Source organism: Sneathiella litorea (genome assembly GCF_009882915.1).
Taxonomy (GTDB): Bacteria; Pseudomonadota; Alphaproteobacteria; order Sneathiellales; family Sneathiellaceae; genus Sneathiella; species Sneathiella litorea.
Window position 1 is genome coordinate 1,371,265 of record NZ_WTUW01000002.1, and the last position, 23,500, is coordinate 1,394,764.

Below are 23,500 nucleotides of genomic sequence, written 5' to 3' on the forward strand. Positions count from 1 at the left end.
TGTGATGGTTTAAAATCATTTATGCGCGCCCTATACCGTGGGTGGTTTCTTCCAATGGGCGTGCGTCCGTGATTGAAAAAGCGAGTTTTAGCGCCTCACCCCGATTAAGGATGGGAACGCTAGGACCACGGTGTTCTTGAAACAAAAGCGTCTTTCCAGATTTGGTTCGAACGCTGTATTGAATGATATTCCCGAGGAACAGATACTCCTCAATCGTTACATCAAAAGTTATCATCTGATCGTTTGAGGAAATGTCACGATGAAGCTTTTCGGGTCGAAGACTAATCGAGTTTCGTCCCTGCCCCCAGTTCTCTTTATTCTCCGTAAGCTGAAAATCAACGCCGATATCAGAAAATCTAACTAGCGATGGCGACAGTCGTTCAAAATCGAGAAGGTTTGTTGTTCCAATAAAGTCGGCAACATATTTAGAGTTTGGCTCATCGTAAATTCGGTCTGGGGTATCGATTTGAACGATCTGCCCCTCCCCCATCACGGCAATTCGATCAGAAAGCGCAAGAGCTTCACCCTGGTCATGAGTAACGAAAAGTATCGTGCAACCTAATTGCTTATGATAGCGTTTGATTTCTAGCTGCATTGCCTCACGTAGCTTCAAATCCAACGCACCCAGAGGCTCGTCCATCAACAAGACCGATGGCTCAAAAACGATCGCTCTTGCAAAGGCTACACGCTGTCGCTGTCCTCCTGAAAGTTCATTAGGCATACGATCACCAAATTCAGCGAGTTGCACCATCGCCAGACTTTCGCCAACCTTCTTTTTAATTTCAGCTTGCGCCATCTTTCGCAGTCTAAGTGGGAAGGCCACATTCTCGAACACATTCATATGTGGAAAAAGTGAGTAATTCTGAAAGACCATCCCAATGTTTCGTCGTTCCGGCGGGAGACCCAGAATTGATTTCTTATTTACACGAACATCACCTTTAGTCTCCTCAACAAAACCGGCAAGAACATTCAGAGCTGTCGTTTTGCCGGAACCACTTGGGCCCAACAAGGTAACAAATTCGCCGGGCTGAATTGACAAATTGAAGTCAGATAGGGCCTTTACTGCGCCATACGTTTTCGAAACACCATCAAAGGTTACCGATGCACCAAATTCCACGTCGCGCTCAATCATATTTGCCCCAAGGTTAAATTTTATGACACATTAATCATTTATGACGCTATAACTATTTATGACATTGACATCATTTATTGTGCACGTCAATATTACAAATAAGAAATTTTAGCTCGGGCTGATAAACTTCCATCTGCACAAAGTTTTCTTATCGAATATTGCACGGGATGAGGGTAAGAAGGTGAATATGGAAAAATACTCGAACATAAAGACTTTCAGTCTCACTGATTTTCTCGTAGAGCATTCACAAAATGTTAAAGGCAAACGAAAAAGGTATCGTACGCGCGCAAAAATACTAATGGCGACAGCGCTTGAAATGGAGCGGGTTGGGTTTGAAAACATGACTGTCGACGGAATCGTAGAGACTGTCGACATGGCCCGGGGGACTTTCTACTTATACTTCGAAAATCGTGCCGAAGCCGCGAAAGCGGTCATACGAAGATATGAAGCTCTTCGCCGCAGAATTCGCCCGCGAAATAGCACCGCACCATCAATTTACGAAAAAATTCTCGAGTATAACCTATACTATATCGGGGTTTATGCCAGAAACGCCGGATTACTTGCCGGTCGTGAAATGCTGATGAGGGAAGCCCCGGAACAGAACTTGCGGCGTGATCAAATGGACGATAGATGGGCACGAGTCGTTATGCGCGATCTTTATACACGAAACTGTATTACTAAAGAAGACTTAGAAAACCCTGCGACCAAACTGATGGTGCGCACAGCTATATCCATGGCAGATGACTTACTTCGCGAAACATTTGTTTACAAATCTCCAAGTATGGCTGAATTCGCCAAGGATGAGAAATTAGTTGCCGAAGTCGTTTCGCTGGCATGGTATCGCATATTATATGGGAAAACGCCTGATCTAAAATTACTTGATAAAACAAGGTCTTTTGCAGAGAACACATCAAAAGCCGGATAGCATCCTTCGAAAGGAATATACGTCAACACTTTCTGTCAGCGAACATATTGTGAATTACTTTTTGTGCTAGGAAATAACAAAATGATAACACCACCAACAAACCATGACTGGCTTAACCTCACAGTAGAAGAAACACTGGAACCCGACCTGCCAATTTGCGATCCGCATCATCATTTATGGGAGTTCCGTCCGCTTAGGGCATCGCACAAGTATCTCCTTGATGAAATACTTTCAGACATCTATAGCGGCCATAATATCGTCTCTACTGTATTCATCGAATGCGGCGCCATGTATCGATCAACCGGCCCGGAAGAAATGAAACCGGTTGGCGAAACGGAATTTGTCAACGGTATCGCTGCGATGAGCGCTTCTGGTCTTTATGGAGACGCGCGTGTTGCTGCCGGTATTGTGGGCTCAGCCGACTTAATGCTCGGTGATGCCGTCGCCCCTGTCCTCGATGCACATATTGCCGCTGGCGGTGGTCGTTTTCGCGGCATCCGTCACCGTGCCCCGTGGGATGCAAGCGATGAGGTCCCTAATTCCCAGCCAACGACGATAGAGAACTTGTATCTGAATGATCGCTTTCGCCAAGGGTTTGCCACTCTCGCGCCACGCAACCTGAGCTTTGAAGGATGGTGCTACCATCCGCAAATCCCCCAATTGACGGATCTTGCCCGTGCGTTTCCGGATACGACGATAATCCTCAATCATTTTGGCGGGCCCCTGGGTATCGGGCCCTACAAAGGGAAACAGGATGAATATTTCCCCGCATGGAAGAAGGCAATAACTGACTTGGCAAGTTGTCCGAATGTTGTCGCGAAACTTGGTGGCCTGGCAATGGAAATTAATGGCTATGACTGGCATTTGAATGATCGTCCGCCATCAAGTCTTGACCTGATGGAAGCAACCCGACGGTTTTATGAACATACGATCGAACAGTTTGGTTCTGATCGCTGCATGTTCGAATCTAATTTCCCGGTCGACAAGGTAAGCTGCAGCTATAATATCCTTTGGAATTCATTTAAGCGCCTTACAGCAAATTATAGTGACTCAGAAAAAGCAGATCTATTCCATGATACCGCGAGCAGGGTATACAGAGTAGATTAATCAGGGAGCTTCAAATTAGCCTACAAGCTTGAAAAATAGGACTCGTTTCGCTACTTCAAGACATTGCCCGAAATCATCCGTCTGGCGATGATGATGTGTCCGATTTCCGCGATCCTTTCGCAACGTTGACGATCTTCGTCGTGAACGCGGCGTTGTTCACGAATGAAATCCCTAAGAAGCGAGTTCATCCTTTCTGGAGTTATTCCCTGCCGACTCCGCAACCCGGGCTATGTCGGGTGCACTGAAATCGAATTGACGTGTCGGAGTATTGTCTAATGCCATTGATTCAACCGTCATAAACGTCAAGACGGCCGTCGGCTGATTACAGACTAAATTATACGTTTACGAATTTGCGTTACCACCAGCTCGGCTACAATCACAACAGCGAAAATGCTCAGCAGAACCGTCGCGACCTTATCCCAGTAGAAGGTGTTAAGGGCATTGTTTAAGGCCACGCCAATACCACCAGCACCAACCAATCCGAGAACGGCTGATTCACGTACATTTATGTCCCAACGAAACAAAACGATTGACCACAAGGCCGGCATGACTTGTGGCCAGTAGCCTTTAAGCAGTACACTTGTCGCCGGTGCGCCCGTTGCTTTAAGCGCCTCAACGGATCCCATATGGACTTCTTCTAGCGCTTCGCCCAACAGCTTTCCGACAAAGCCAACGGACCTGAACGCAATTGCCAATACCCCGGCCAAGGTTCCCGGACCAAAAATGGCGACGAATAGCAATGCCCAGACAAGCGAGTTTACTGAACGAGATGAGACAAGAACGAGTTTAGCGAACGCATGCAACAGCGGATTAGTCGTGATATTTGTGGCCGAGCATAATGCCACAGGTAACGCGAGGATCAGCGCCAGAATCGTCCCGAGACTGGCAATGTGCAGAGTTTCAACAAGCGCTTCATGCACACCTTGTTGATAATATGATAGGTCTGGCGGCCAAAGCCTGTTCAACAGGTCAAGTATCTGCGTTGGTGCGTCGTAAAGAAACTCAGGGATGATTTCCACGTGTCGAGTCGAGACTACAATGGCCGCCACAACAACCAGCAGGACAAGCCAGCGCGAAAATCGTTCCAGAGGGCTAAACCGTTGGAGGCGGCGGTGCGTCATTTGCACTGGGTCGTTGCCAGTCATCATTTAAAGACGCCCTTTACCCATGTACTAAAATATTCACCTGCCATGATCACGGCAATTAGCGAAATCAAAATGGCTGCAACGAAATCGTAATCGAAACGCTGAAACGCGGAAAACAATGTGCCACCAATACCGCCAGCGCCGACAATCCCGACCATCGTTGAATTGCGCAAATTTGAATCAACTTGATATGTCGAGAAGCCCACGAAGCGGGATAACACCTGCGGAACAACACTAAAAATAATGACGTTACCAAATGGCGCGCCGGTCGCCCGCACTGCCTCAACCTGTTTCAGGGAAATCTCCTCAATTGCTTCGGCGAACAACTTCGCTATAAAACCCACCGAGGCGACAATCAACGCCAATATACCGGCAAGCGCGCCGAACCCCACCGCCTTGACGAATATAATTGCGACGATAACCGGATGGAACGACCGACAAATTGCAATAAGCGTCCGCGCAGGCCAGGAAACCCAAGGAGGCATCATGTTGCGGGCTGCTAAAAAACCGATCGGCAAGGATAAAGTGATCCCCACCGCCGAAGCGAGGATTGCAATCTCAAGGCTTTCCAAAAGCCCTTCCAAGAGTAGGCTCCAGCGCGAGAAATCAGGCGGGACCATGCGGCCCAACATGTTGGCCCCATGACCAAGGCCCGCCATCACGCGCTCACCGCTTATATCGATTAGGCTGAGCGCATAGACCAGATAGGCCAGCAGAGCCGCCCAGATGATCCGGGACGGCCAATTTGTCGGAAACGGGTTGCGCTTTGCGCGGGGACTGGACGGCATGGTCATTGCAGCCAATCCTCACCACCATAAATTTCTTTGAGGTGCGTGTCTGTAAGGCCAGACGGTAAGCCGTCATATACAATATTGCCCTCTGACATGCCAATTATGCGTTGTGCAAAACGAGAGCCGAGCGCAACATCGTGAATATTAACTATGACAGGTATATCGAGGTCCCCGGCAAGACGTGCCATCAGTTCCATGATTTCGACGGACGTCTTCGGGTCGAGCGACGACGTTGGTTCATCGGCCAAAAGGATATGCGGTGCCTGCATCAACGCCCGCGCGATGCCGACACGTTGACGCTGCCCGCCGGAGAGGTTATCGGCCCGTTGATACGCCAAATCTCCTAGGCCAACTTTGTCCAACAACTCAAACGCATGATCGATATCCTGGGATGGAAATTTTCTAAACCACGCTTTTAACGGCGAGATATAACCGAGCCGACCGCATAGCAAATTCTCGATAACGCTAAGTCGCTCAACCAGATTATACTCCTGAAAGACCATGCCGATCTTCCTACGCGCACGTCTCAGGCCAGCACGACTCAACTTTGTAATATCCTCGCCCTCGAATATAATTTCACCGCTGGTCGGCTCGACCAGACGGTTAATGCACCGAAGAAGTGTACTTTTGCCGGTTCCAGATGGACCGATGATCGCCGTCACACCCCGACAATCGACATCAAGATCAAGTCCTTTAAGCACAGCAACACCGGGCCGGTATTCCTTAAATAAACCACGAATTTTCAGGGCCGTTTCTTCGCCTACAAAATTATCTGCGGGGCGTTTGCCCCGCAGATTTTCCGGCTCTGTTGGACCACTTCCGGTCTCAGACATCAGTCAGCCTTCTTCTTAGCTGCTTTTTCTGCTTCCTTTTTGGCCATCTGATCAAGACCCTTGCGATCATATTCCTCGCCGATTGATTTGGCGATCTGACGAATAACGCCCCAGTCCTCTTTATATGTTATCTCGAAGAATCGATCGGCACCGCCAAAAGTCTTCTGCATTTCCGGCGGGAACCTGAACTCCCGGAATGCTTCACGGATCTGTTCGATAAGTTCCGGCTTTAAATCATAGGCATAAGCAAATGAGGAGGTTGGGAACTTCGGACTCCGATAAATAATACGGAAGTCATCAGCGTTTACGACACCCCGTTCTGCCATTCGCGTGAACACGTCCGACGCAACCGGTGCAGCATCGTAGTCTCCGCTATTTACGCCCAAGACAGATTGGTCATGCTTGCCGGAGTAGAGCACTTCATAGTCCTCATCAGGAATTAGACCCTGGTCCGGGAAAAGAGCCCGCGGTGCCAGATTACCGGAGTTTGAAGATTGCGATGTGTGGGCAACTTTCTTGCCCTTCAAATCTGACAGTTCCTGGTATGGGCTGTCTTTCTTGACGATAACAATGAGGTTATAGCCCTGGAATTCTTTTTCCGTACCTTTCACCGCAAGCGGAACTGCGCCGGCAAGGTTGACGGCAAAGCCCGTCGGGCCTGTTGAAAATCCGGCAATATGCAGTCGACCAGACCGCATGGCCTCGATTTCAGCCGAGTTTGACTGAACGGTATAATAGATCACCTTCTTGCCGGTTTTCTCCTCCAGAAAATCCTGGAATGGCTTAAAAGCATCGCGGTATACGGCCGGGTCTTCAACCGGTGTGTAGGTAAACACGAGCGTCGATGGATCACGGAACTTTGACGGATCTTTAGGGGCGTCAGCAACCAAGTCTCCGTCTTCATCGCAGAATATCACATCCAAAGAGCCCCTGTTTTTGCATTCGTCCGCCAAACTTGGCGAGACCCATGCAAAGAAAACAGCCATCATCAAACCGAGCCCAATGGGCAATCTTGTAAATTTGAATTTCATGGTTTACCTCCCCCACGAATATTATTGAGCCAATTTATTGTCTTTTTGAAACGTCGGCTACTTTAACGTTTCAGCTTTCCAATGTGGAAATTGTTGTTCACTTTTACTATCGGTGATCTTGCTCACTCTTTATCTTTCTACTTAACGGAGTGAATCTCAGGAAGTCAATATACTTCAAGAATTCCAGTATATTATAAAACCATAATTCTTATAATAAAAGTGAACCGCTTTGATTGCACCCATTGGGACATTGTCACCCTGGTAAGCCCCGCCTTTCGCGTCTTCTTCTTGCCGGAAACCTGCAAACTTTCTCTTCTACCTCTTAAACTGGAAGGTAATCTGAAGAATGCAAGCAACCAAACAACATTTTCCAAATCCTGTTTTCAGGACGGTCAAAATGGCGGGTTCAAGACAGGGTTGACCGTGCCCCATACCCTGGGGGACACGGCCATAAACCCAAGCTAATCGTTCAGGCAGGTGACCAGTTCCAACGCGACCTGTTTCAGGAGCTGCGGATACATGTCCGGCCCCGGCGCTAGTTCTGCGCCAATCGGATCGACTGTACCCAGTTTTGCGGTCGTTTCTTCCGTCACCAGCCTGGAAAGCTTGTCCGAAAATTGAGGCTCGCGAAAGACACAAATCGCTCCAGTTTCCGCTATTTTCTTGCGCAATGTGGCAATCCGCTTGGCGGACGCTGCATCGCCAGGCTCAACGACGATTGATCCGACCGCAGAGAGGCCGTAGTAGTTTTCAAAATACTGATAGGCGTCATGAAAAACAACATAGGGCTTGTCTTTCACTGGCTCCAAAACAGCGTTCGCCTCTTTATCGCTCGCTTCGATCTTTGAAATCATCTCAAGAGCGTTTTCCTTATATTGGGCGCGGTTTTCCGGGTAGGCTTTTGAGAGTTCTTTGGTGATCGCCTTGACCATGACAATGGCGTTGGCGGGATCCAGCCAGATATGACTATCTCCCATTTCTTCATGTTCATGGCCGTGATGATCGTGTTCATCATGATCATGATGGGCTTCTTCATCGTGGTCATCTGCGGAATGATCGCGATGTTCTTCCTCACCATGATTATGGGCAGAGTGATCATGATGCTCCCACTCACCACCTTCACGGATTTCCAGAATGGTCATTTCCGGCTGATCCATCATGGAGACCTGGGTCACGGAATCGGGCAGGGTTTCAAGGGCTCGCACCAGGAAGACTTCCATACCTTTGCCAATATAGAACACAATCTTTGCTTTCTGGAGTTTGGCAACTTGGGAAGGTTTTAGCTGAAAAGTATGAGGGGATACATTCCCCTTGAGCAGCAGGTCCGCTTCACCGGTATCTCCGATAACTCCCTGCACGAGAGAATACAGTGGCGCGATCGTCACGACGACATTCTCGGTAGGGGCGGCATAGCCCCGCGCGGGCAACATCAAGATCAATCCGATCATCAACAAATACTTCTTCATCAGGTCTCTTTCCTTCATTAGTGTGTGGTGCTAAGCCGGTTCCGGGCTTGTATTTTCTATCAAACTTATCAGTAATTTGGCAGTCCCCGGGAGGGGGCTTGACAGCGTCGAATTTTTAATATTGTTATGTTATAACATTTCATATTTAGAAAGCAATGACGAATGAGACTGACCAGCCTACTCCCTTGTATGCCCCTACTTTTAATCCCAGCCACCGCCCTCGCTGCAGATGATCATGACCATAATCACAACCATGCACAGGGAACTGCCGGTTTCTACGGACATCTGGATATCAAGGTATATTATGATCACGTCTATAAGGCGGAAGAAGCAGACGAGGAAATAGACGAGGCCTATACCCATTCGCATCTGGAGATGGGATACGGCTTTGGCAACGGTTTTTCGGTCAATACGAATATCGAGCTGGAAGGCGAGCCAGCCGGTCATGATCATGGCGGCGGTGGAGCGACGCTAGACGGCAGCAACCGTTATTTCGAGGATACGCCCCTGTTCGTGCGGGCCCTGACCGTCAATTATGATAACGAAAATTTCGGCGCTTATGCCGGTAAGTTCGATCCGGTTATCAGCTTTGACCAGCATGTGATGCCGGGCATCTATGGCTATCAGATTGTTGACGAATATACGGTACGCGAGAAAATTGGCGTTGGTGGTTACGGTCGGATAAATGCCGGTGATTTCGGAACTCACCGGATTGATGTCAGCACCTTTTTTGCGGATACCACTTTCCTCAGCAACTCCGTCCTGTATGAACGCGGGGTCACTCACAAGAGTGATGGCGGCGTTTCGAATACCGACAATTTCTCATCAGTTGCTGTATCCATCGGCGGATCAGACTTCTACTCCCTCAATAGTGACATCCCGGAGGGTCTGTCCTATCGTATCGGTTACGCGCATCAGGCCGCCGGGGAAGGGGATGAAACAAGCGAGGATCGCTATACATTCTCTGGTCAGTATGAGCATGTTTTCACTGCTGATCTGAAGGGCCGCGCTCTGGGAGAAATTGTTTATATCAATCACCTGAACGGAGAGGCGCCGCACGACCGAACCTATAATACGGTAGGGGCAGAGCTTGACTACCGGCAATGGTCCCTTGGCTCGACCTACACCTATGTTCAGAATGAAAATCCGGAGGACGCGGATGAAGCGCAGGACGGAGAGGTTTTTCAGGCATCACTAAGCTACAACTTTGCAAATGGTATCACGCTCGGAGCCGGATATAAATATCAGGAAGAAGAGGGCGAGAAAAACCACCGCATCGGTGCCCTCATTGGCTACTCTCTTGCCTTTTAAACCTTCATAATCGACCTATATCTCGCATGAACGACACACTCCCTCTTTTAGTGCGGTTGCCAACCGTTGTCGAAAGAAGACAACTGCACTATTTAGGGGGAGATGTGTTATTAAACACATCAGTTGCCCTTATGTTGGGAATGATCCATGCGTTTGTTTGTTATTGCTTTCAGTCTTTTTCTTCTGACACCACTAAACCTCGCCTCAGCCCACCCGCATGTCTGGACTGATATGACCATCAAAATCCTGTTCGATAAAACGGGTAAGGTCAAAGGGCTGCATCAAACATGGTTGTTTGACGATTACTACACGGCGTATGCGATCGAGGGAGTGGGTGTAGGTGGCGATGGCAAACCTGATCCGAAGAAGCTAAACGAAATTATGCAGGTGAATATGGAGCATCTCAAGGAATATGGGTATTTCACCGAAGCGCGAAATAAAGACAAAATACTCAAGCTCAAACCCATAACTGATAAGTCTACCAGGATGAAGGGAGCGCGACTGGAGATGTCCTTTACAACTCCCTTCGAGACGCCGGTCTCTCCCAGCAATGACAGTTTTTCTTACGCCATTTTTGATCCAACCTATTATGTCGAAATGCTCCATGCAGAGGTGGAAAGCCCTGTAATCCTGTCCGATGCACCGACGGGTTGTCAATATAAGGTCATCCCCCCCAATCCGGACCCGAGCGCAGTTGCGCAGGCCGCGATGCTGGACGCCTCGATGCGCGGAGAAACTGGGCTGGGTTCCTTTTTTGCCGAACGGGTCTCTCTGACATGTCCAGAAGAGTAAAAGGTCTTATAGGAAAAAGCCTTTATTTGACTATATTTGCATACCTGATTTCCTCGCAAGAAACATTTGCTGCGGCAAGTAGCGCCATGGAAGCAGGTTTGTGGGCTAACAGCATAAGCTGGATCATGACGCAACAACGGGCCTTTCATGAGGAGCTTGTCATAGCTCTCAAGGCACTGACCGCCGGGGGCGGCATGACCGCAACCTGGAGCCTTATTTTTGGAAGTTTCCTCTATGGAGTATTTCACGCTGCAGGTCCCGGGCATGGCAAGGCCGTCCTGACAACTTATCTGCTCACCTACCCGCAAAATATGAGACGAAGCGTGAGTATTGCTGTTATCGCGGCTTTTTGTCAGGGGGTGGTGGCCATAGTCCTTGTTTACGGACTGATCTACATCGCCGGATGGGTTCCGCGTGAAACAAGTTCCGCAGTCGCTTGGAGTGAACGACTAAGTTACATCCTCGTAGCGGCCCTTGGCGCCCTTTTGATTTTGCGGACAGCACGTCAAATAATTAATCGTTTCTTCCTGAAAAAACCGAGACTAAATGATGATTCTGCACATCATATACATGACGAAAATTGCGGCCATAATCATATGCCAAGTGGAGAACAACTAGAGAATATCCGCGATCTTCGCTCTGCAATCGGCGTGGTTCTCGCCATCGGACTCAGGCCTTGTACCGGTGCCATTCTGGTTCTGGTTCTGGCGAAAGCAATGGCCCTTCCGCTTGCAGGTGTTGGCGCTGTTGCCGCAATGTCAGTGGGAACTGGCATGGCTGTTGCCATGCTCGCTTTTCTTGCAGTATCTGCGCGGCAAAAGGCAATAACGCTAACCGCACACAAAAGCTCTTTCTGGCTGTTAGCCGGAGACGCCATAGCTCTGGCGGGAGGCAGCCTACTGCTTGCCATCGGCACCTCCCTCCTCTTTGCGTCCTTTTACAGCCGCCACCCGCTTGGGTTTTAAGGCCGCTGATACTATTGAGGTAATAGTTTATTGGGTATGCTTGGATATCAAAAAATATCCAGATGTTACCGGTTCATTCACCAGTCAACATGGCCTTTGATGTCTAACGACATCTATTTCACTATTCGCAGAAAGACATTGTGTAGATCGCCAAGGTGGAGAGCAATTTTCTGGCGACTTTACTTCACGGAGTTAGCTAAAATCCACGCGGACTGAAAATCCACCTGTCGGTAGTTCAAATCCGCCCATGGGCGTCATTTATCCAAAAGCATCTAGATTAAACGAAGCCATAAACGTTAACCCGCTTATGCTTGTGCCCCTAAACCGACATCAAGATGCTTCAGCTTAGGTGCGCCAGAAGCCCGCAAGGGATTAATTATTCTTTGATTTGGCTTTTTGATTTTCGCTTATTCTTCGGTGTGTTGTTGTTTGTATTCCGTGAGTGCTCGGGATAACATGCCCAATAATCAACCAATAGCATATTTATCAACGGGAGCTAAAATGTTTAGTCATGTAATGATTGGGGCGGATGATATTGAGAAGGCAAAAGTTTTTTACGATGCAATCCTTGGAGCGCTTGGCCATGAACCAGGTGTAATTGACAGTAAAGGCCGCTGCTTCTACCGCACAAAAACGGGCGTGTTCGCAATCAGCAAACCTATTGACGGAGAGCCTGCCTGTCACGGCAATGGCAGTACGATTGGATTTGCAGCAGCAGATACGGAGATGGCAGACAATTGGCATGCCGCTGGTCTGGCAAACGGCGGCGTTACATGTGAGGACCCCCCTGGCGTTCGGGAAGGCAGCAATCTTTACCTTGCCTATCTGCGCGATCCGTCAGGCAATAAAATTTGCGCTCTGCATCGCATGGGTTAAGTCAATAAAGTACCTCTAACCGCTATTGGTACATTAAAGATCCTGCGTGACTACCACCACATTTACGACATCCAGATAACATGTTGACATGCCATCTGGATGTCGGTGGTTTGCGAACGTCACAAGGAACGGGCCGACGTGTTACGTAGACTTAAGTATTCCAAAGTCAGAGCATTAGTGGTTTCGACTATATCTACTTTTGGTGTGTTCTTGCATAGGGTCTGCTTCTAAATTCGTCCGAACAGCATCTGGAATGCCAACAGATTTACGTTCTGCTGTTGAGAAGAACACATTTACGCTTTCAGATGTAGCAGCGCACGCGTCACCAACGAAACATCCATATCCAGTTGTTATCGATTTAGTGCCTAGTTTTATAACCCTTGCACCAACATCAACTGTATTGGGATAGTGAGTTTCTTTCAGGTAATCAATAACAAGGCGGGCAAGAATAAAATCAATTCCCACTCTCTCGTCAGCGTCTAATAATCCACCTAAAAACATGGTTCGCGCAGCCTCAAAGTAGCTAGCGTACGCTACATTATTTACGTGCTGCAAAGGGTCTTGATCTGAGAAACGAATAGTGACGGGGGTCCAGTGTCTAAAGCTATCTTTGTTTGTTAAATCAACAACATCGTTCATTATATAACCTATTGAAATTAAAATGGTCTAATAGCGGGTCATTTTAAAGAGTTCCTGAGAGAAACAGAAATTCACTACCAACATTATAGTTGGCATCTCCTATTTTAAACAGGCTCAAAATGCTAATCACCCTTATTAACCGTGGTTATTAGGTCTGGCTTTTTTTGACGCCTGATTACCACTGAAATTCCAGATATCGCTATTGACTGGATTATTCCCTTAGCGCTTGAGAAACCGGCTAAATGCCGAACCAAATAAAGCTTCGTCATATTGGTATTTATTGTTGATTGGAATAAACAGCATTAGAATTACAGGCACGGAGAAAATTGATTTTAGCGAAGAGCCGAAAAAGCTATCTAGATCACCAGGAAATACTGCTGCCTTTTTTATCCCCGGGAATAGGCTGCACGGGTTCCGCCATCGACTGGCAATACCGTACCGTTGACATATTTTGCACTGCCGCCCAAGAAAAATTCGATCGCATCCACGATATCGTCAGCATCCGCTATTCGCCCAAGAGGCGAGTTACCGGAGAGCTGAAAACCAGACGAACCTGCATTTTCTGCCGCTTGCTGCGCCATTGGCGTGTCGGTCGTTCCGGGCGCGACCGCATTTACCGTGATACCATCCTTTGCGAGTTCAACAGCGAGCACGCCGGTCAAGGTATGTAGGGCCGCTTTAGTCGCTGAATACATACCGCTTCCTACCTTTGGCCTGATGCCACTTACTGAACCGACGATGACAATCCGGGCTGGGTCGGCCATGTTGGAATTATACTTTAGAAGCGGATAGGCGCCACGAATAGTAAGCCAAGGGCCTTTAAGATTGACGTCAATTAGCTTATCGGTCGCTTCCTCCGGGAAGTCCATTAGAGACCCCACGAGAGTAACACCTGCCGAGCAGATCAGGGCGTCGATTGATTGGTTTTCTCGACTGACGGCCTCAAAGACTTCCTTAATCTCGGAAGCGGAGCTGACATCACAAGCTCGGTAGTAATACCGCCCGGTGCAGTCTGGCGTTTCAAATGCTGCCAGTTTCTCATGAGACAGGTCTAATGCCCAGACAGTCCAGCCTGCGTTAAGAAGGCGTTCGACACTTCGGCGACCAATCCCAGAGGCGGCCCCTGTTACGACGGCTGTTTTCTTCATCTCTAATTTCCCTTTCAATGCACAAGATCTCGGAGAAAGTACTCCACTGAAAAATCCGTCGACAGTTCAAGTCAATGAACCTTTTCTATCTTCGATGTTTGATAGATATTTTTATAATAGAAGGCGGCCGCCATCGACCGCCAGGGTCTGTCCTGTGACAAAGCTTGCCTCATCTGAGGCCAAATATACCGCCGCTTGCGCTATATCATCAACATGTCCGATACGACCGAGTGGGATTTCTGAATCCATCTTCGCGCGTTTTTCCACGGTTTCTCCATCAACCATGTACCAAACCATAGGCGTATCAGTTCTGACAGGAGCAATTGAGTTCACGCGGATACGCTGTGGTGCGAGCTCAAGTGCAAGTGCAGCACTGTAGGCATTAACCGCCGCTTTACTCGCCCCGTACCACGCCATGCCTGCGCGTGGTCGAATACCTCCAACAGATCCTATATTGACGATCGCACATCTTTCATACTTCGCCAAAATTGGTACTCCATGAAGGGTCGTGAAGTATAAGCTCTTAACATTCACATTAAACATTCGATCGAATGTTTCTTCACTAACTTCTGTACATGCAGTTAGTTTCTGATTAATGCCCGCACAATTTACAATGATTTCCAGCCCAGAAAAGGCCATTTCTGCCCCTGCGAAGGCATTCGCGACATCGTCAGAATTGGAAACGTCTGCATAAAATGGGACCGCCTCTCCCCCGTCCACACAAATCTTATTCGCTACCACCTCCGCCTTTTCCAAATTAATATCCACTACGGCAACTTTCGCGCCTTGTTTCGCAAAGTGACAGGAAATTGCTGCGCCAATTCCGGAACCTGCTCCGGTAACTATTGCCCGTTTGTTTAGTAGACGCATAAAACTAAACCTTTCTTTTATTATATCTATTGCTTTACCAAAATAGCGCATTACCGCCCAGTGAAACAGCCACTGCCCTTCAAACAGTGATCACAGTTTTATAAGTTTTCAGCCCCGCAGAAAAACCGCGCAAACAAACGATTTCTAGGTGCCGACACTTATCTGCATCACAGGCAAAATTTCTAACAATGCCCTTAAGCCCGTCAGAGCTTTTTTGAATGCGTGACCGTATCGTCCAAGGATATAGCGTAAATGCGGCCGGGATAATTAGTTAGAGAACACGAAACCTGGTCTGAGATATCGCCACCCAACCAGAACGTAAATACGGGCCGGAAAAGGTGACCGGCCCGCATAATAATCGGATTTACTGAACTTTTACTTTCCCAAAGCGGCTTTGTATTCGCTCAGCGCTTCTTCTGCTGGCAGACCGCGATCATTCAGGCGTTTGAGAAAACTAGTCTCGACCGAGACCATCTGCTCCGCAAACATATCAAGTTGTTCAGGGGTCAGCTCAAAAACTTGCTGTCCTTGTGCAGCCAAATCCTCTGCGATCTTTTTCTCATTAGAGTCGATAAGAGCGGCCATCGACAATTCAATCGAGCGCCCGCATTCCTTAATTACCCTCTGCTGATCCGCGGGAAGGTTGTTAAAGAATTTCAAATCCATCCCCCACATAGATGCCGAGGTGCCAAAGCTGGCATTCGTAGAATAAGACGAAAGCACTTCCTGAAGGGAATAGCCTACAAGGCTTGTAAAGGAAAGGATCGTCGCGTCCACGGTGCCGCGCTGGAGCGCAACATAAATTTCAGTCGCGGGCATCTGCACAGCGACTCCCCCAATAGAGTTAACCAAGACAGATAGCGAAGAACCGGTGGCTCGGATCTTCAACCCGTCCCATTTCGAGGGATCGTCGAGCTTCTCATTTGCCATAATCTGATATGGCGCGAGTGGCGAGAGCAAAAGAGGCATTACGTTTTGACGGGTGAGTTCTTCTGCCATTGCGCCGTTCTGGTCAAGAGCCTTGCGCCAACCAACCGTCGCCTCCACAGCAGAACCAGTCAGCCCGGGAAGCGTCAGAAGACCCTGCAATGGAATGTACGCAACTTCGTCCGGTACACTTGAAACTGCGATCTGGGCAAGCCCTTGGTTGATACCCGTCACCATGCTGTCACGTTTTACAAGCTCGCCTGATGGGAAATAATTGAAGGTAACTTCACCATTCGTCCCCTTTGTAACGCACTCCATCAAGGCCTCAGAACCCTGAACCGATTGAAAGTGCTTCGGCGGCAGACCTGACGCTAGAACGATGGTCTCTGCTGAAGCCGCCGAAGCGAAGAGGCACGATCCTAAGACCATTGTATTTACAAGAAACTTCATTGACATATTTTTCTCTCCCTAAGATTTGTAAATCTAGCGAACCCATAAACTGCCTAGTTGTAAGCAACAAAGACACGATCGAGTTTTTTTAAGTTTTTGACCATTCCGATGCTAACCGCAGAATAGTTCCTGACAATACCCGTGAGCGTGTAGGAGTTTTGCGTTGAGCGCATGATCGGCCTTTCTTGACGTTTTGGACCAAAGTCTCGAGGCAAGGAATTGTTCTCTTCTGGGATATTCAAAACGAAGCTACATGCCTCTAAGTCAATGGTAATTATGAAGAATTTTTATTTGTGTGTTTCTTTTTCTTTCTCCAAGACTTGCCAAACTTGCGAACCCAGAACCCGATTAGGGACAAGCAGCAATGACAGGATCGAGGCTTCTTAAGCTATAGACAATTCTGATGCTATAGGATTAGTTACATTTCAACAAAAAAAGAATTCGAATGATGTGCAGCCAAATTACAGCACATGATGCGAAGTTGAAGGGGGGGTAACAAAAGTTGGAACGAAAAGCTCCACGAAGAAATGCGACATTCAAGCTGCTGGACCAGATATTGCGTCCACTTGAGAATGGCGCAGCGATCATTGGTGCAGCGATGATGTTGGCGGCCATGACCATCACAACGTTCGATGCGCTGCTGCGATACACGATCAACAAACCGCTCAGTTTCAATTATTTCCTGACTGAGCAATATTTGCTGGTTGGTCTGGTCAGCTTGCCCCTTGCGTGGGGCTTCCGCACAGGCGGCTTTATCCGGATCACGTTTCTCCTGCACGTTATTCCGCAAAATGTCGGCAACCTGCTGCTACGCGTCGGGCTGTTAGTCAGCAGCATATTCTGCGCCGACCTTGCCTGGATGTCCGGTAAAAACTGGTACGAAATCTTCTCCAACGGGCTCGTTGAGATGGACGTTATCGACTGGCCGGTTCACTTATCATGGATCTGGGTGCCAATTGGTTGCGGCCTACTGAGCCTTCGACTGCTAACAAGCGTGTTCGGTGCATCCGAGGACCTTATCGTCGAGCATACAGCTGAGGAGTATCCCGAATGACTTTTGCTATTGGCGTATCGTTGCTACTCATAATGATGGTGCTCGCCGTTCCTATTGGCTTTGCATTGGGCATAGCCGGCTTCGTAAGCCTCAACATGTTGGTTCCCATGAGTGTGCTTCAGGCGATTATGGGAAAGGTCATGCACGAGACTCTTGCCAACTCGGTTCTGCTGACGATTCCCATGTTTATTCTGATGGCAGAGTTTCTCTCCTGCGGCGGCGTCGCCACCGACTTGCTAATGGCATGCAACCGGATGCTCCGTCGGGTACGCGGCGGTCTGGCTATGGCCTGCATCGTGGCTGGCGCCATCCATGCCGCCGCCACCGGCAGCAGCACCGCTTCAGCAGCGAGCCTTGCCCGCGCGTCATTTCCTGCGATGATGAAAGCTGGGTATGCGCCGTCTTTTGCGGTGGGCACAATTTCTATTGCTGGAACGCTGGCAATCATGATCCCCCCTTCAGTTTCCTTTGTAATCTACGGCATCATAACTGAGACCTCGATCGGAAAATTGTTCATCGCAGGCATCATACCCGGACTGCTGACAGCATTGGGCTATATCGTGACAATTTCCATCACGCTTAAGCTAAAACCAAAGCTTGGCCCGGATGCGATCGACGAACAGCGCGTTGCAACGGAGCAACGTGGCGGCACAGTCTGGCCAATGATTTTGCTTATCTTCATCGTGTTGGGCGGGTTGTACAGTGGTGTGGCAACGCCGACGGAGATCTCCGCAATCGGTGCTGCCGGAGCCTTGGTTCTGTCAATCATGTCTCGCCGTATGGACCGCAATGACTTTATGGGAGCAGTCAGCGGCACATTACGGATTACCTCAATGATTATGCTGATCATTGTCAGCTCTCATGTCGTGGGATACTTCATCTCCATTACACATATTACGAATACACTACTGGGCTGGATTGCCGAAAGCGGCATGACACCAACGGTAGTCATGCTGATCGTCGTCCTTATCTATTTGATCCTAGGCATGTTCATGGATCAGGCAGCAGTTCTAATTCTAACGGCGCCGATTTCGACTCCGTTGATGGTCGGTCTCGGCTTTGACCCCATCTGGTGGGGCGTGATCATGATCAAGACGACAGAAATCGGCCTCGTCTCACCACCATTAGGGCTTGTGGTTTTTGTCACCTCATCGGTCACCCGTACGAACCTCTATTCGAGTTTTAAGGGGATAATTCCCTTCCTGATTGCTGAGTTCGTTACCCTCGGATTGCTCCTCGCCTTCCCAATTCTGACGCTTTGGTTGACGTGATGTAGATCTTGCCAAAACCAAAGTGTCGACTGACGGTGGTTTCGGAAATGGTCATTCTAGCCGAGATGCCGGTCATTCCGGTTGGAAAGTACTGCTCGCTTAAACGCCACAGTTGCTGGCTAGATCGAGCGGTTCAACTGAGATAATTGCTTTTTTCTAGGCTTTATTAGGCTTGCGGATCACGCTTTTTGCTACACTCGGCATCTTGATGCAGGCCTTAGTAGCGCGTTCATCGATCGGCCACCACAAAAGTGCTCTCGAGTTGAGTAACGCAAGCCATCATCTCAATCAAAACAATGAGCAACATTCAACCCTAAATAAAAATGAAGGGCCCCACCAGCTAACGGGAGTAATCACGAGGTGACCCCGTTCAACCACTATGGGAAACAGAACTTTTCATTCAGCCAGATCATACGATATTTCAAAATCTTCAGTTAAGATTTTCCGTCAATCAAAGTAACCTCATGAATACTCTGAATTAAAAGACTTTGCCAAAGACGAATTCTGATGGAACGTATGTTGACAATACGTTACCTTTAGGTCCGCTCAGAGACGATGGGTTGTTCTATTTATTAAAATTCATCCATACTGTGAGCTGAACAGAAAGATCAGTTAAGGCGACATTTAAAACTTTAAAAAGTACAGAGGTTCAGGCAACAAGGAAGACAACATTGGATGAATTAACCAGTATTCGTACGTTTCTTAGGGTGGTGGAGTCCGGCAGCTTCTCATCTGTTGCCAGACAGCAGAACACGACTGCGAGTTCGATTGCAAGACACATAGATGCCCTGGAGAAAAATCTCGGGGTGCGGTTGCTAAATAGAACCACACGCGCTCAAAGCATGACTGAAGTTGGACAAATGTACCATAATCGTATGGTCGAAATAGTGCGCAAACTAGACAATATAAATAGTTACGCATCAGCATATCAAAGTGAAATTAAAGGGGTTTTGAAAGTCCAGCTTCGCACTTCGATAGCTACAGAAGTGATTATTCCACAGATTTCCAAGTTTTTGGATAGCAACCCCGATCTAAGGATCGATATTGAACTAAATGACGAACAGATTGACCTTGTTAAGAACCAAATAGATGTCGCTGTTTGGTTAGGTAAACTGGAAGACTCAAACATTATTGCGCGCCAACTGAGCTCTAGCAATCGAGTCGTTTGTAGCAGCCCGGACTATTTTCAGAAACACGGCGAGCCAGCACATCCTACTGACCTCAAATCGCACAACTGTCTGGTCTACTCGGCAACCAATTATGAAAGTACATGGCGATTTAGTAAAGGTTCTGAGGTTATCAAAGTCGACGTTTCCGGTAATCTGAAGACCGATCACAGCACCGCACTGATGAAAGCTGCGCTACACGGCGTTGGGATAGCAGTGGTGCCAGAGTGGGTGGTTAAACGAGCGATCGAGCAAGGAGATCTGCGTGTTGTACTGCAGGATTTCGAGGTTAAACCTACCGAGCAAGATACTGCTCTGTATGCTGTCTTTCCCCACGGACAGCTTGTACCCCCGAAAACTCGAGCTTTTGTTGATTTTCTAGTATCCTTGTTCAGCCATAACAAGCTTAAAGTAATAGATCGTAGTTCCTAATTGACGAACCGCTGTGAAAACAGACAAAAAGCTAAAACAGCAAAGTTTCGGCACGTTATTGGTTTTCCATCCCCTATGATGCAGCTATGTTCGCCTATCTAAGCGTTTCGAGATTTAGGGGCGTTTAGCTCAACCAGCGACACAAGCTCAGGACCATGGACCCTGTCCTCTTGATTATACAGAAACAGCCAGCGTCTTGCCTGTATACCCACGGCTGTTTAATCAAGGTTGCCAATATACCCATTTCCTCTGATCGGAAGGCTGCGATGTAGCAGGTGATGTTTCCAATACGTCACTGACCGTTTACCCTACGCTGGCAAGGCATACAAAGCCATCGTTCTCACTGCGACCCGAAAACTTGCGACGATTGTAAACCCGCTTTGCAAATCAAGACGAATGTGAGCATCACCTGCCTGCCGATGAAGACCGTTGCTAGTCAACTATTTCTTGTTCAGAGAGATCTGTAGTGCCGGCAGTTTCTGTAATCGTTGATGAAACAACCCCAAAATTCTTTAAGTCAGCAAGCTTGTTAACGATATGATGTAGTGTCGGAAGCTGTTCCCAACTGGCTTTACTAAATGATGCGGATCCATCACAGCGCCATTTCTTCTCTACCTTTACGTGGCCCGTCGTGACCGGCGTAATTGCGGCATATGCAATCTCTTCTGTCCCCCATTCACCGGTGCGAGGCATATACTTGTAATGCAAAACACCATCCGTTTTCGGAGCGCTGAGCGTAGAGATGTCCAGCTCTTCAATTGGCTTGACGTTCATGTGGAAAAACTCGTGACCCTGCCAAGACGCAACGTAATGTTCTTGCCCTTTAAACCTTCGTACGGGTGGTAGTTCACAGTAAAGCTTGCTAAAGCCCAGTTCTTCTCTTCCAGAGAGGATCGCGTCTGGAGAGTTCTCCCAAAGAACGGCCAAAAAGGGGCCGCGTACATTCTTCGTCTTACCTTGAAACACCGTTGGGATCTTGACTGACAAGATATTATACCCCCTCCCCGCTAGCCAAGCGAGATTAGTTAGGTATTGGTATTCCAGTGTTACCAATGGCTCTCCGTCTAGAATGAACCCAGGCGGTAACAATGTTTCTAACTGCTTCGCATCTGAACGAAACGTTACCTCAATTGTGCGCCTCCTTGACTCCGAAAGATTAGCAAAGGGCTTCCCATCCGGTCCTTGTCTTGGTCCGGGTGTTGGACCAAAGGAAACGGGCATTCGGTACATGGGGTTTTTTAAGACGTTATCTGGCATTTTTTAATACTCCTGTTTGAATATGGTATTCGTGCTCACGATTAGCGGAAAGGCCATCTGCAATGGTTCTAAGGAAGGGATGATTAAAGAGTAGCTGGCATCTTGTTAGATCAGAAATTCTTCGGCCAACAACTTTCGCCGAGTAGTTGCTATTTCGGAATCCCGCCATACATTCCCCAAGGGTTTGACACAAAGAACCCTGCATCAACCACAAGATCGATCCCGGTAATAGCCGACGCACGATCAGACGCCAGAAACTCGATACTTTCGGCAATTTCCTCTGGTTCAATCCGTCGCCCAAGTGCCATGAAATCATCTGGATTGGTCGCATAGCGTCCGGGAGGGCGGGCTTTTACTCGGTCCACCAACACCATGCCAGGAGAAATCGAATTGACCCTCACCCCAGACCGACCCCATTGTGCTGCAAAAGATTTCGATAGGTTAACAAGCGCGGCCTTGCTTGGCCCGTATGCGAATAAAGGTGACGAAGCATGAGCTGTGATCGACGCGATGTTAACGATGCTGCCCTTACCTTGCTGTGCCATGGCACCACCGAATATGCGGCAGGTGTTAAACGTACCCTGAATGTTAACCTGTAGTATCTTCTGGTAGAGTTCTTGTGGAAAGTCGTCGAGCGTTTTCTGTTCCTGCAAGATGGCTGCACAATTGACAAGCACAGATGCTGGTCCTTGTGCAAGTGTAATTGCCTCTGCTGTAGCCTCTATAGCCTGAAGATCACCGATATCACAAATGTACCCCTTACCTCCGATTTCCTCCGCTACGACCTTGGTGCGATCCTCCACAATATCAACTATAGCGACATCCCACCCACGGCTTGCCATCAATCGGCCGGCCGCGGCTCCTATGCCATTTGCACCCCCAAAAACAACTGCTAGTCCGTTTCCCATTTCGCCCCTCTCTTTGTCCTAAAATCAAATAGAAGACACTCAGTCGTCGCCCTTACCGAGCAACTCAGTGACTCCAATTAAATAACCCTCGAGCCCCATTAGAGCGACGAGATGCATGACTTCGATGATCTCGTCGCGATGCGCTCCTGCTTTGAGCGCGTTTCGAATATGAAGCCTTAATCCAGCTTCGTAGTTGTGCGAGGCTGAAGAATCTATGGCGATAAAGATCAGCTCCCGTTCACGCGGCGTTAAGCTTCGCGATTGCCATGGAGCAACCGAAAGCGTTGACTGCGCTATAAAATAGTCCGGCATTAAACGGGCAAGGGTTTCTCTATCCGAATGCCAGAATCCACGCTTTTCTAAAAATTCCTTTTTGATTACCGCCATATCCTCCCGCATATCGGGAAGAACGTCATCGGACGCAGAATGTGATTGAAGTTCATCAACCAAAATAGACCCCGAAAAATAGAGCGCATGATTGGCCTGCCCAACGATGGAGATCAACACATCGATCACATCTTCTTCGCTTGCACCAGCTGAACAGGCGCGGCGAATATGGCGCTTCATGGCTGTTTCGTTGACTGACGATGCAGAGGCATGAACACCAAGCAGCACAAGTTCCTTCAACCGGGGCGAAAGTAACGGTGCGTCCATTGCGCTTTGCCAAAAAGCTTCTGCGGCTCCATGATTGGAGGGAGCTTTTTCCCTTAGTTTTTCGACTATAACGGGATCTCCAATGGCATTGTTAAGATCTAACGTCTCACCTTTAGGCATCGCGTTCTCGCTTTTCTCTAGTTTGGGTACAAAGGAAATTAGTTGTTTAGTTTTTTTTGAAACATGACCCATTACGCTCTCCGTCACAGTAGCACGGGCAGCTCGCAACTGCAGGTATGTCAAATGGCAAGAACTTTTGCGTGCGGCGCATAAGTACATTTTCGGTCGTCAATTACTATGTAGCTTCACGACGGTCCGCATGCTGTTTTCCACTTAGAAGTGCGGTAAGT

General features: G+C 48.3%; 22 protein-coding genes. 9 read left to right on the forward strand and 13 right to left on the reverse strand.

Annotation, left to right across the window (positions count from 1 at the left end; all coding sequences use genetic code 11):
• Positions 1-19: 19 nt before the first annotated feature.
• Complete coding sequence (locus GQE98_RS12980) at positions 20-1,132, reverse strand: ABC transporter ATP-binding protein (RefSeq protein ID WP_202526271.1); 1,113 nt, start codon at positions 1,130-1,132, stop codon at positions 20-22.
• A 187-nt stretch (positions 1,133-1,319) separates the two neighbouring features.
• Between GQE98_RS12980 and GQE98_RS12985 the strand changes: the two genes are divergently transcribed.
• Positions 1,320-2,057: a TetR/AcrR family transcriptional regulator gene (locus tag GQE98_RS12985; RefSeq protein WP_246157329.1), complete on the forward strand. Its 738-nt coding sequence runs from the start codon at positions 1,320-1,322 to the stop codon at positions 2,055-2,057.
• Between the two features lie 81 nt (positions 2,058-2,138).
• Complete coding sequence (locus GQE98_RS12990) at positions 2,139-3,164, forward strand: amidohydrolase family protein (RefSeq protein WP_161316044.1); 1,026 nt, start codon at positions 2,139-2,141, stop codon at positions 3,162-3,164.
• Between the two features lie 329 nt (positions 3,165-3,493).
• Here the strand turns inward: GQE98_RS12990 and phnE (GQE98_RS12995) are convergent, their stop codons facing one another.
• The 5 genes from phnE (GQE98_RS12995) to GQE98_RS13015 form a co-directional block, all read right to left on the reverse strand.
• On the reverse strand, positions 3,494-4,312 hold the full coding sequence (gene phnE, locus GQE98_RS12995; protein ID WP_202526272.1) for a phosphonate ABC transporter, permease protein PhnE: 819 nt from the start codon (positions 4,310-4,312) through the stop codon (positions 3,494-3,496).
• A complete protein-coding gene (gene phnE, locus GQE98_RS13000; RefSeq protein ID WP_161316307.1) occupies positions 4,309-5,097 on the reverse strand; it encodes a phosphonate ABC transporter, permease protein PhnE in 789 nt (262 codons plus the stop codon). The genes phnE (GQE98_RS12995) and phnE (GQE98_RS13000) overlap by 4 nt, the downstream gene beginning before the upstream one ends.
• Positions 5,098-5,099: 2 nt before the next feature.
• Entirely contained in the window at positions 5,100-5,933 is an 834-nt protein-coding gene (gene phnC, locus GQE98_RS13005) for a phosphonate ABC transporter ATP-binding protein (protein ID WP_161316045.1), read from the reverse strand.
• A complete protein-coding gene (gene phnD / locus GQE98_RS13010; RefSeq protein ID WP_343044218.1) occupies positions 5,933-6,922 on the reverse strand; it encodes a phosphate/phosphite/phosphonate ABC transporter substrate-binding protein in 990 nt (329 codons plus the stop codon). The genes phnC and phnD overlap by 1 nt, the downstream gene beginning before the upstream one ends.
• A gap of 503 nt (positions 6,923-7,425) precedes the next feature.
• Positions 7,426-8,430, reverse strand: a complete 1,005-nt coding sequence (locus GQE98_RS13015; protein WP_161316047.1) for a zinc ABC transporter substrate-binding protein — start codon at positions 8,428-8,430, stop codon at positions 7,426-7,428.
• A 189-nt stretch (positions 8,431-8,619) separates the two neighbouring features.
• Between GQE98_RS13015 and GQE98_RS13020 the strand changes: the two genes are divergently transcribed.
• From GQE98_RS13020 to GQE98_RS13035, 4 genes are all read left to right on the forward strand, one after another.
• On the forward strand, positions 8,620-9,741 hold the full coding sequence (locus tag GQE98_RS13020) for a hypothetical protein (protein WP_161316048.1): 1,122 nt from the start codon (positions 8,620-8,622) through the stop codon (positions 9,739-9,741).
• 147 nt (positions 9,742-9,888) lie between these two features.
• Positions 9,889-10,533: a DUF1007 family protein gene (locus GQE98_RS13025; protein ID WP_161316049.1), complete on the forward strand. Its 645-nt coding sequence runs from the start codon at positions 9,889-9,891 to the stop codon at positions 10,531-10,533.
• Positions 10,534-10,559: 26 nt separating this feature from the next.
• Positions 10,560-11,498, forward strand: a complete 939-nt coding sequence (locus GQE98_RS13030; protein WP_161316050.1) for a nickel/cobalt transporter — start codon at positions 10,560-10,562, stop codon at positions 11,496-11,498.
• A 501-nt stretch (positions 11,499-11,999) separates the two neighbouring features.
• A complete protein-coding gene (locus GQE98_RS13035) occupies positions 12,000-12,374 on the forward strand; it encodes a VOC family protein (RefSeq protein WP_161316051.1) in 375 nt (124 codons plus the stop codon).
• 174 nt (positions 12,375-12,548) lie between these two features.
• Here GQE98_RS13035 and GQE98_RS13040 read toward each other — a convergent pair whose 3' ends face one another.
• From GQE98_RS13040 to dctP, 4 genes are all read right to left on the reverse strand, one after another.
• Complete coding sequence (locus tag GQE98_RS13040; protein ID WP_161316052.1) at positions 12,549-13,013, reverse strand: acyl-CoA thioesterase; 465 nt, start codon at positions 13,011-13,013, stop codon at positions 12,549-12,551.
• A gap of 386 nt (positions 13,014-13,399) precedes the next feature.
• Positions 13,400-14,161, reverse strand: coding sequence for an SDR family NAD(P)-dependent oxidoreductase (locus GQE98_RS13045; protein ID WP_161316053.1), 762 nt, complete (start codon positions 14,159-14,161; stop codon positions 13,400-13,402).
• A 111-nt stretch (positions 14,162-14,272) separates the two neighbouring features.
• Positions 14,273-15,082 carry an SDR family oxidoreductase gene (locus GQE98_RS13050; protein ID WP_202526274.1) on the reverse strand — a complete coding sequence of 270 codons (810 nt, stop codon included), beginning with the start codon at positions 15,080-15,082 and terminating at the stop codon, positions 14,273-14,275.
• Between the two features lie 324 nt (positions 15,083-15,406).
• Positions 15,407-16,414, reverse strand: a complete 1,008-nt coding sequence (gene dctP, locus GQE98_RS13055; protein ID WP_161316054.1) for a TRAP transporter substrate-binding protein DctP — start codon at positions 16,412-16,414, stop codon at positions 15,407-15,409.
• Between the two features lie 496 nt (positions 16,415-16,910).
• On the opposite strand from dctP, the gene GQE98_RS13060 reads away from it, so the two are divergent.
• From GQE98_RS13060 to GQE98_RS13070, 3 genes are all read left to right on the forward strand, one after another.
• A complete protein-coding gene (locus GQE98_RS13060; protein ID WP_161316055.1) occupies positions 16,911-17,462 on the forward strand; it encodes a TRAP transporter small permease in 552 nt (183 codons plus the stop codon).
• Positions 17,459-18,733, forward strand: coding sequence for a TRAP transporter large permease (locus GQE98_RS13065; protein ID WP_202526275.1), 1,275 nt, complete (start codon positions 17,459-17,461; stop codon positions 18,731-18,733). The genes GQE98_RS13060 and GQE98_RS13065 overlap by 4 nt, the downstream gene beginning before the upstream one ends.
• 671 nt (positions 18,734-19,404) lie before the next feature.
• A complete protein-coding gene (locus tag GQE98_RS13070; RefSeq protein WP_161316056.1) occupies positions 19,405-20,331 on the forward strand; it encodes a LysR family transcriptional regulator in 927 nt (308 codons plus the stop codon).
• Positions 20,332-20,763: 432 nt separating this feature from the next.
• Here the strand turns inward: GQE98_RS13070 and GQE98_RS13075 are convergent, their stop codons facing one another.
• The 3 genes from GQE98_RS13075 to GQE98_RS13085 all read right to left on the reverse strand — a co-directional run bounded on the left by GQE98_RS13075 (position 20,764) and on the right by GQE98_RS13085 (position 23,342).
• Positions 20,764-21,588, reverse strand: a complete 825-nt coding sequence (locus GQE98_RS13075) for an acetoacetate decarboxylase family protein (protein ID WP_161316057.1) — start codon at positions 21,586-21,588, stop codon at positions 20,764-20,766.
• Between the two features lie 149 nt (positions 21,589-21,737).
• Positions 21,738-22,496, reverse strand: a complete 759-nt coding sequence (locus tag GQE98_RS13080) for an SDR family NAD(P)-dependent oxidoreductase (RefSeq protein ID WP_161316058.1) — start codon at positions 22,494-22,496, stop codon at positions 21,738-21,740.
• Positions 22,497-22,535: 39 nt separating this feature from the next.
• Positions 22,536-23,342 carry a carboxymuconolactone decarboxylase family protein gene (locus tag GQE98_RS13085; RefSeq protein ID WP_161316059.1) on the reverse strand — a complete coding sequence of 269 codons (807 nt, stop codon included), beginning with the start codon at positions 23,340-23,342 and terminating at the stop codon, positions 22,536-22,538.
• Between the last annotated feature and the right edge of the window lie 158 nt (positions 23,343-23,500).

Excerpts from the sequence above, each read along its gene's own strand:
- GQE98_RS13085 (WP_161316059.1), bottom strand. The coding sequence starts at position 23,342 with ATGGGTCATGTTTCAAAAAAAACTAAACAACTAATTTCCTTTGTACCC.
- GQE98_RS13045 (WP_161316053.1), bottom strand. The coding sequence starts at position 14,161 with ATGAAGAAAACAGCCGTCGTAACAGGGGCCGCCTCTGGGATTGGTCGC.
- dctP (WP_161316054.1), bottom strand. The coding sequence starts at position 16,414 with ATGTCAATGAAGTTTCTTGTAAATACAATGGTCTTAGGATCGTGCCTC.
- GQE98_RS13040 (WP_161316052.1), bottom strand. The coding sequence starts at position 13,013 with ATGAACGATGTTGTTGATTTAACAAACAAAGATAGCTTTAGACACTGG.
- GQE98_RS13015 (WP_161316047.1), bottom strand. The coding sequence starts at position 8,430 with ATGAAGAAGTATTTGTTGATGATCGGATTGATCTTGATGTTGCCCGCG.
- GQE98_RS12980 (WP_202526271.1), bottom strand. The coding sequence starts at position 1,132 with ATGATTGAGCGCGACGTGGAATTTGGTGCATCGGTAACCTTTGATGGT.
- GQE98_RS13025 (WP_161316049.1), top strand. The coding sequence starts at position 9,889 with ATGCGTTTGTTTGTTATTGCTTTCAGTCTTTTTCTTCTGACACCACTA.
- GQE98_RS13080 (WP_161316058.1), bottom strand. The coding sequence starts at position 22,496 with ATGGGAAACGGACTAGCAGTTGTTTTTGGGGGTGCAAATGGCATAGGA.
- phnC (WP_161316045.1), bottom strand. The coding sequence starts at position 5,933 with ATGTCTGAGACCGGAAGTGGTCCAACAGAGCCGGAAAATCTGCGGGGC.
- GQE98_RS12985 (WP_246157329.1), top strand. The coding sequence starts at position 1,320 with ATGGAAAAATACTCGAACATAAAGACTTTCAGTCTCACTGATTTTCTC.
- GQE98_RS13050 (WP_202526274.1), bottom strand. The coding sequence starts at position 15,082 with ATGCGCTATTTTGGTAAAGCAATAGATATAATAAAAGAAAGGTTTAGT.
- GQE98_RS13035 (WP_161316051.1), top strand. The coding sequence starts at position 12,000 with ATGTTTAGTCATGTAATGATTGGGGCGGATGATATTGAGAAGGCAAAA.
- phnE (WP_161316307.1), bottom strand. The coding sequence starts at position 5,097 with ATGCCGTCCAGTCCCCGCGCAAAGCGCAACCCGTTTCCGACAAATTGG.
- GQE98_RS13075 (WP_161316057.1), bottom strand. The coding sequence starts at position 21,588 with ATGCCAGATAACGTCTTAAAAAACCCCATGTACCGAATGCCCGTTTCC.
- phnE (WP_202526272.1), bottom strand. The coding sequence starts at position 4,312 with ATGATGACTGGCAACGACCCAGTGCAAATGACGCACCGCCGCCTCCAA.
- GQE98_RS12990 (WP_161316044.1), top strand. The coding sequence starts at position 2,139 with ATGATAACACCACCAACAAACCATGACTGGCTTAACCTCACAGTAGAA.
- GQE98_RS13020 (WP_161316048.1), top strand. The coding sequence starts at position 8,620 with ATGCCCCTACTTTTAATCCCAGCCACCGCCCTCGCTGCAGATGATCAT.
- GQE98_RS13065 (WP_202526275.1), top strand. The coding sequence starts at position 17,459 with ATGACTTTTGCTATTGGCGTATCGTTGCTACTCATAATGATGGTGCTC.
- phnD (WP_343044218.1), bottom strand. The coding sequence starts at position 6,922 with ATGATGGCTGTTTTCTTTGCATGGGTCTCGCCAAGTTTGGCGGACGAA.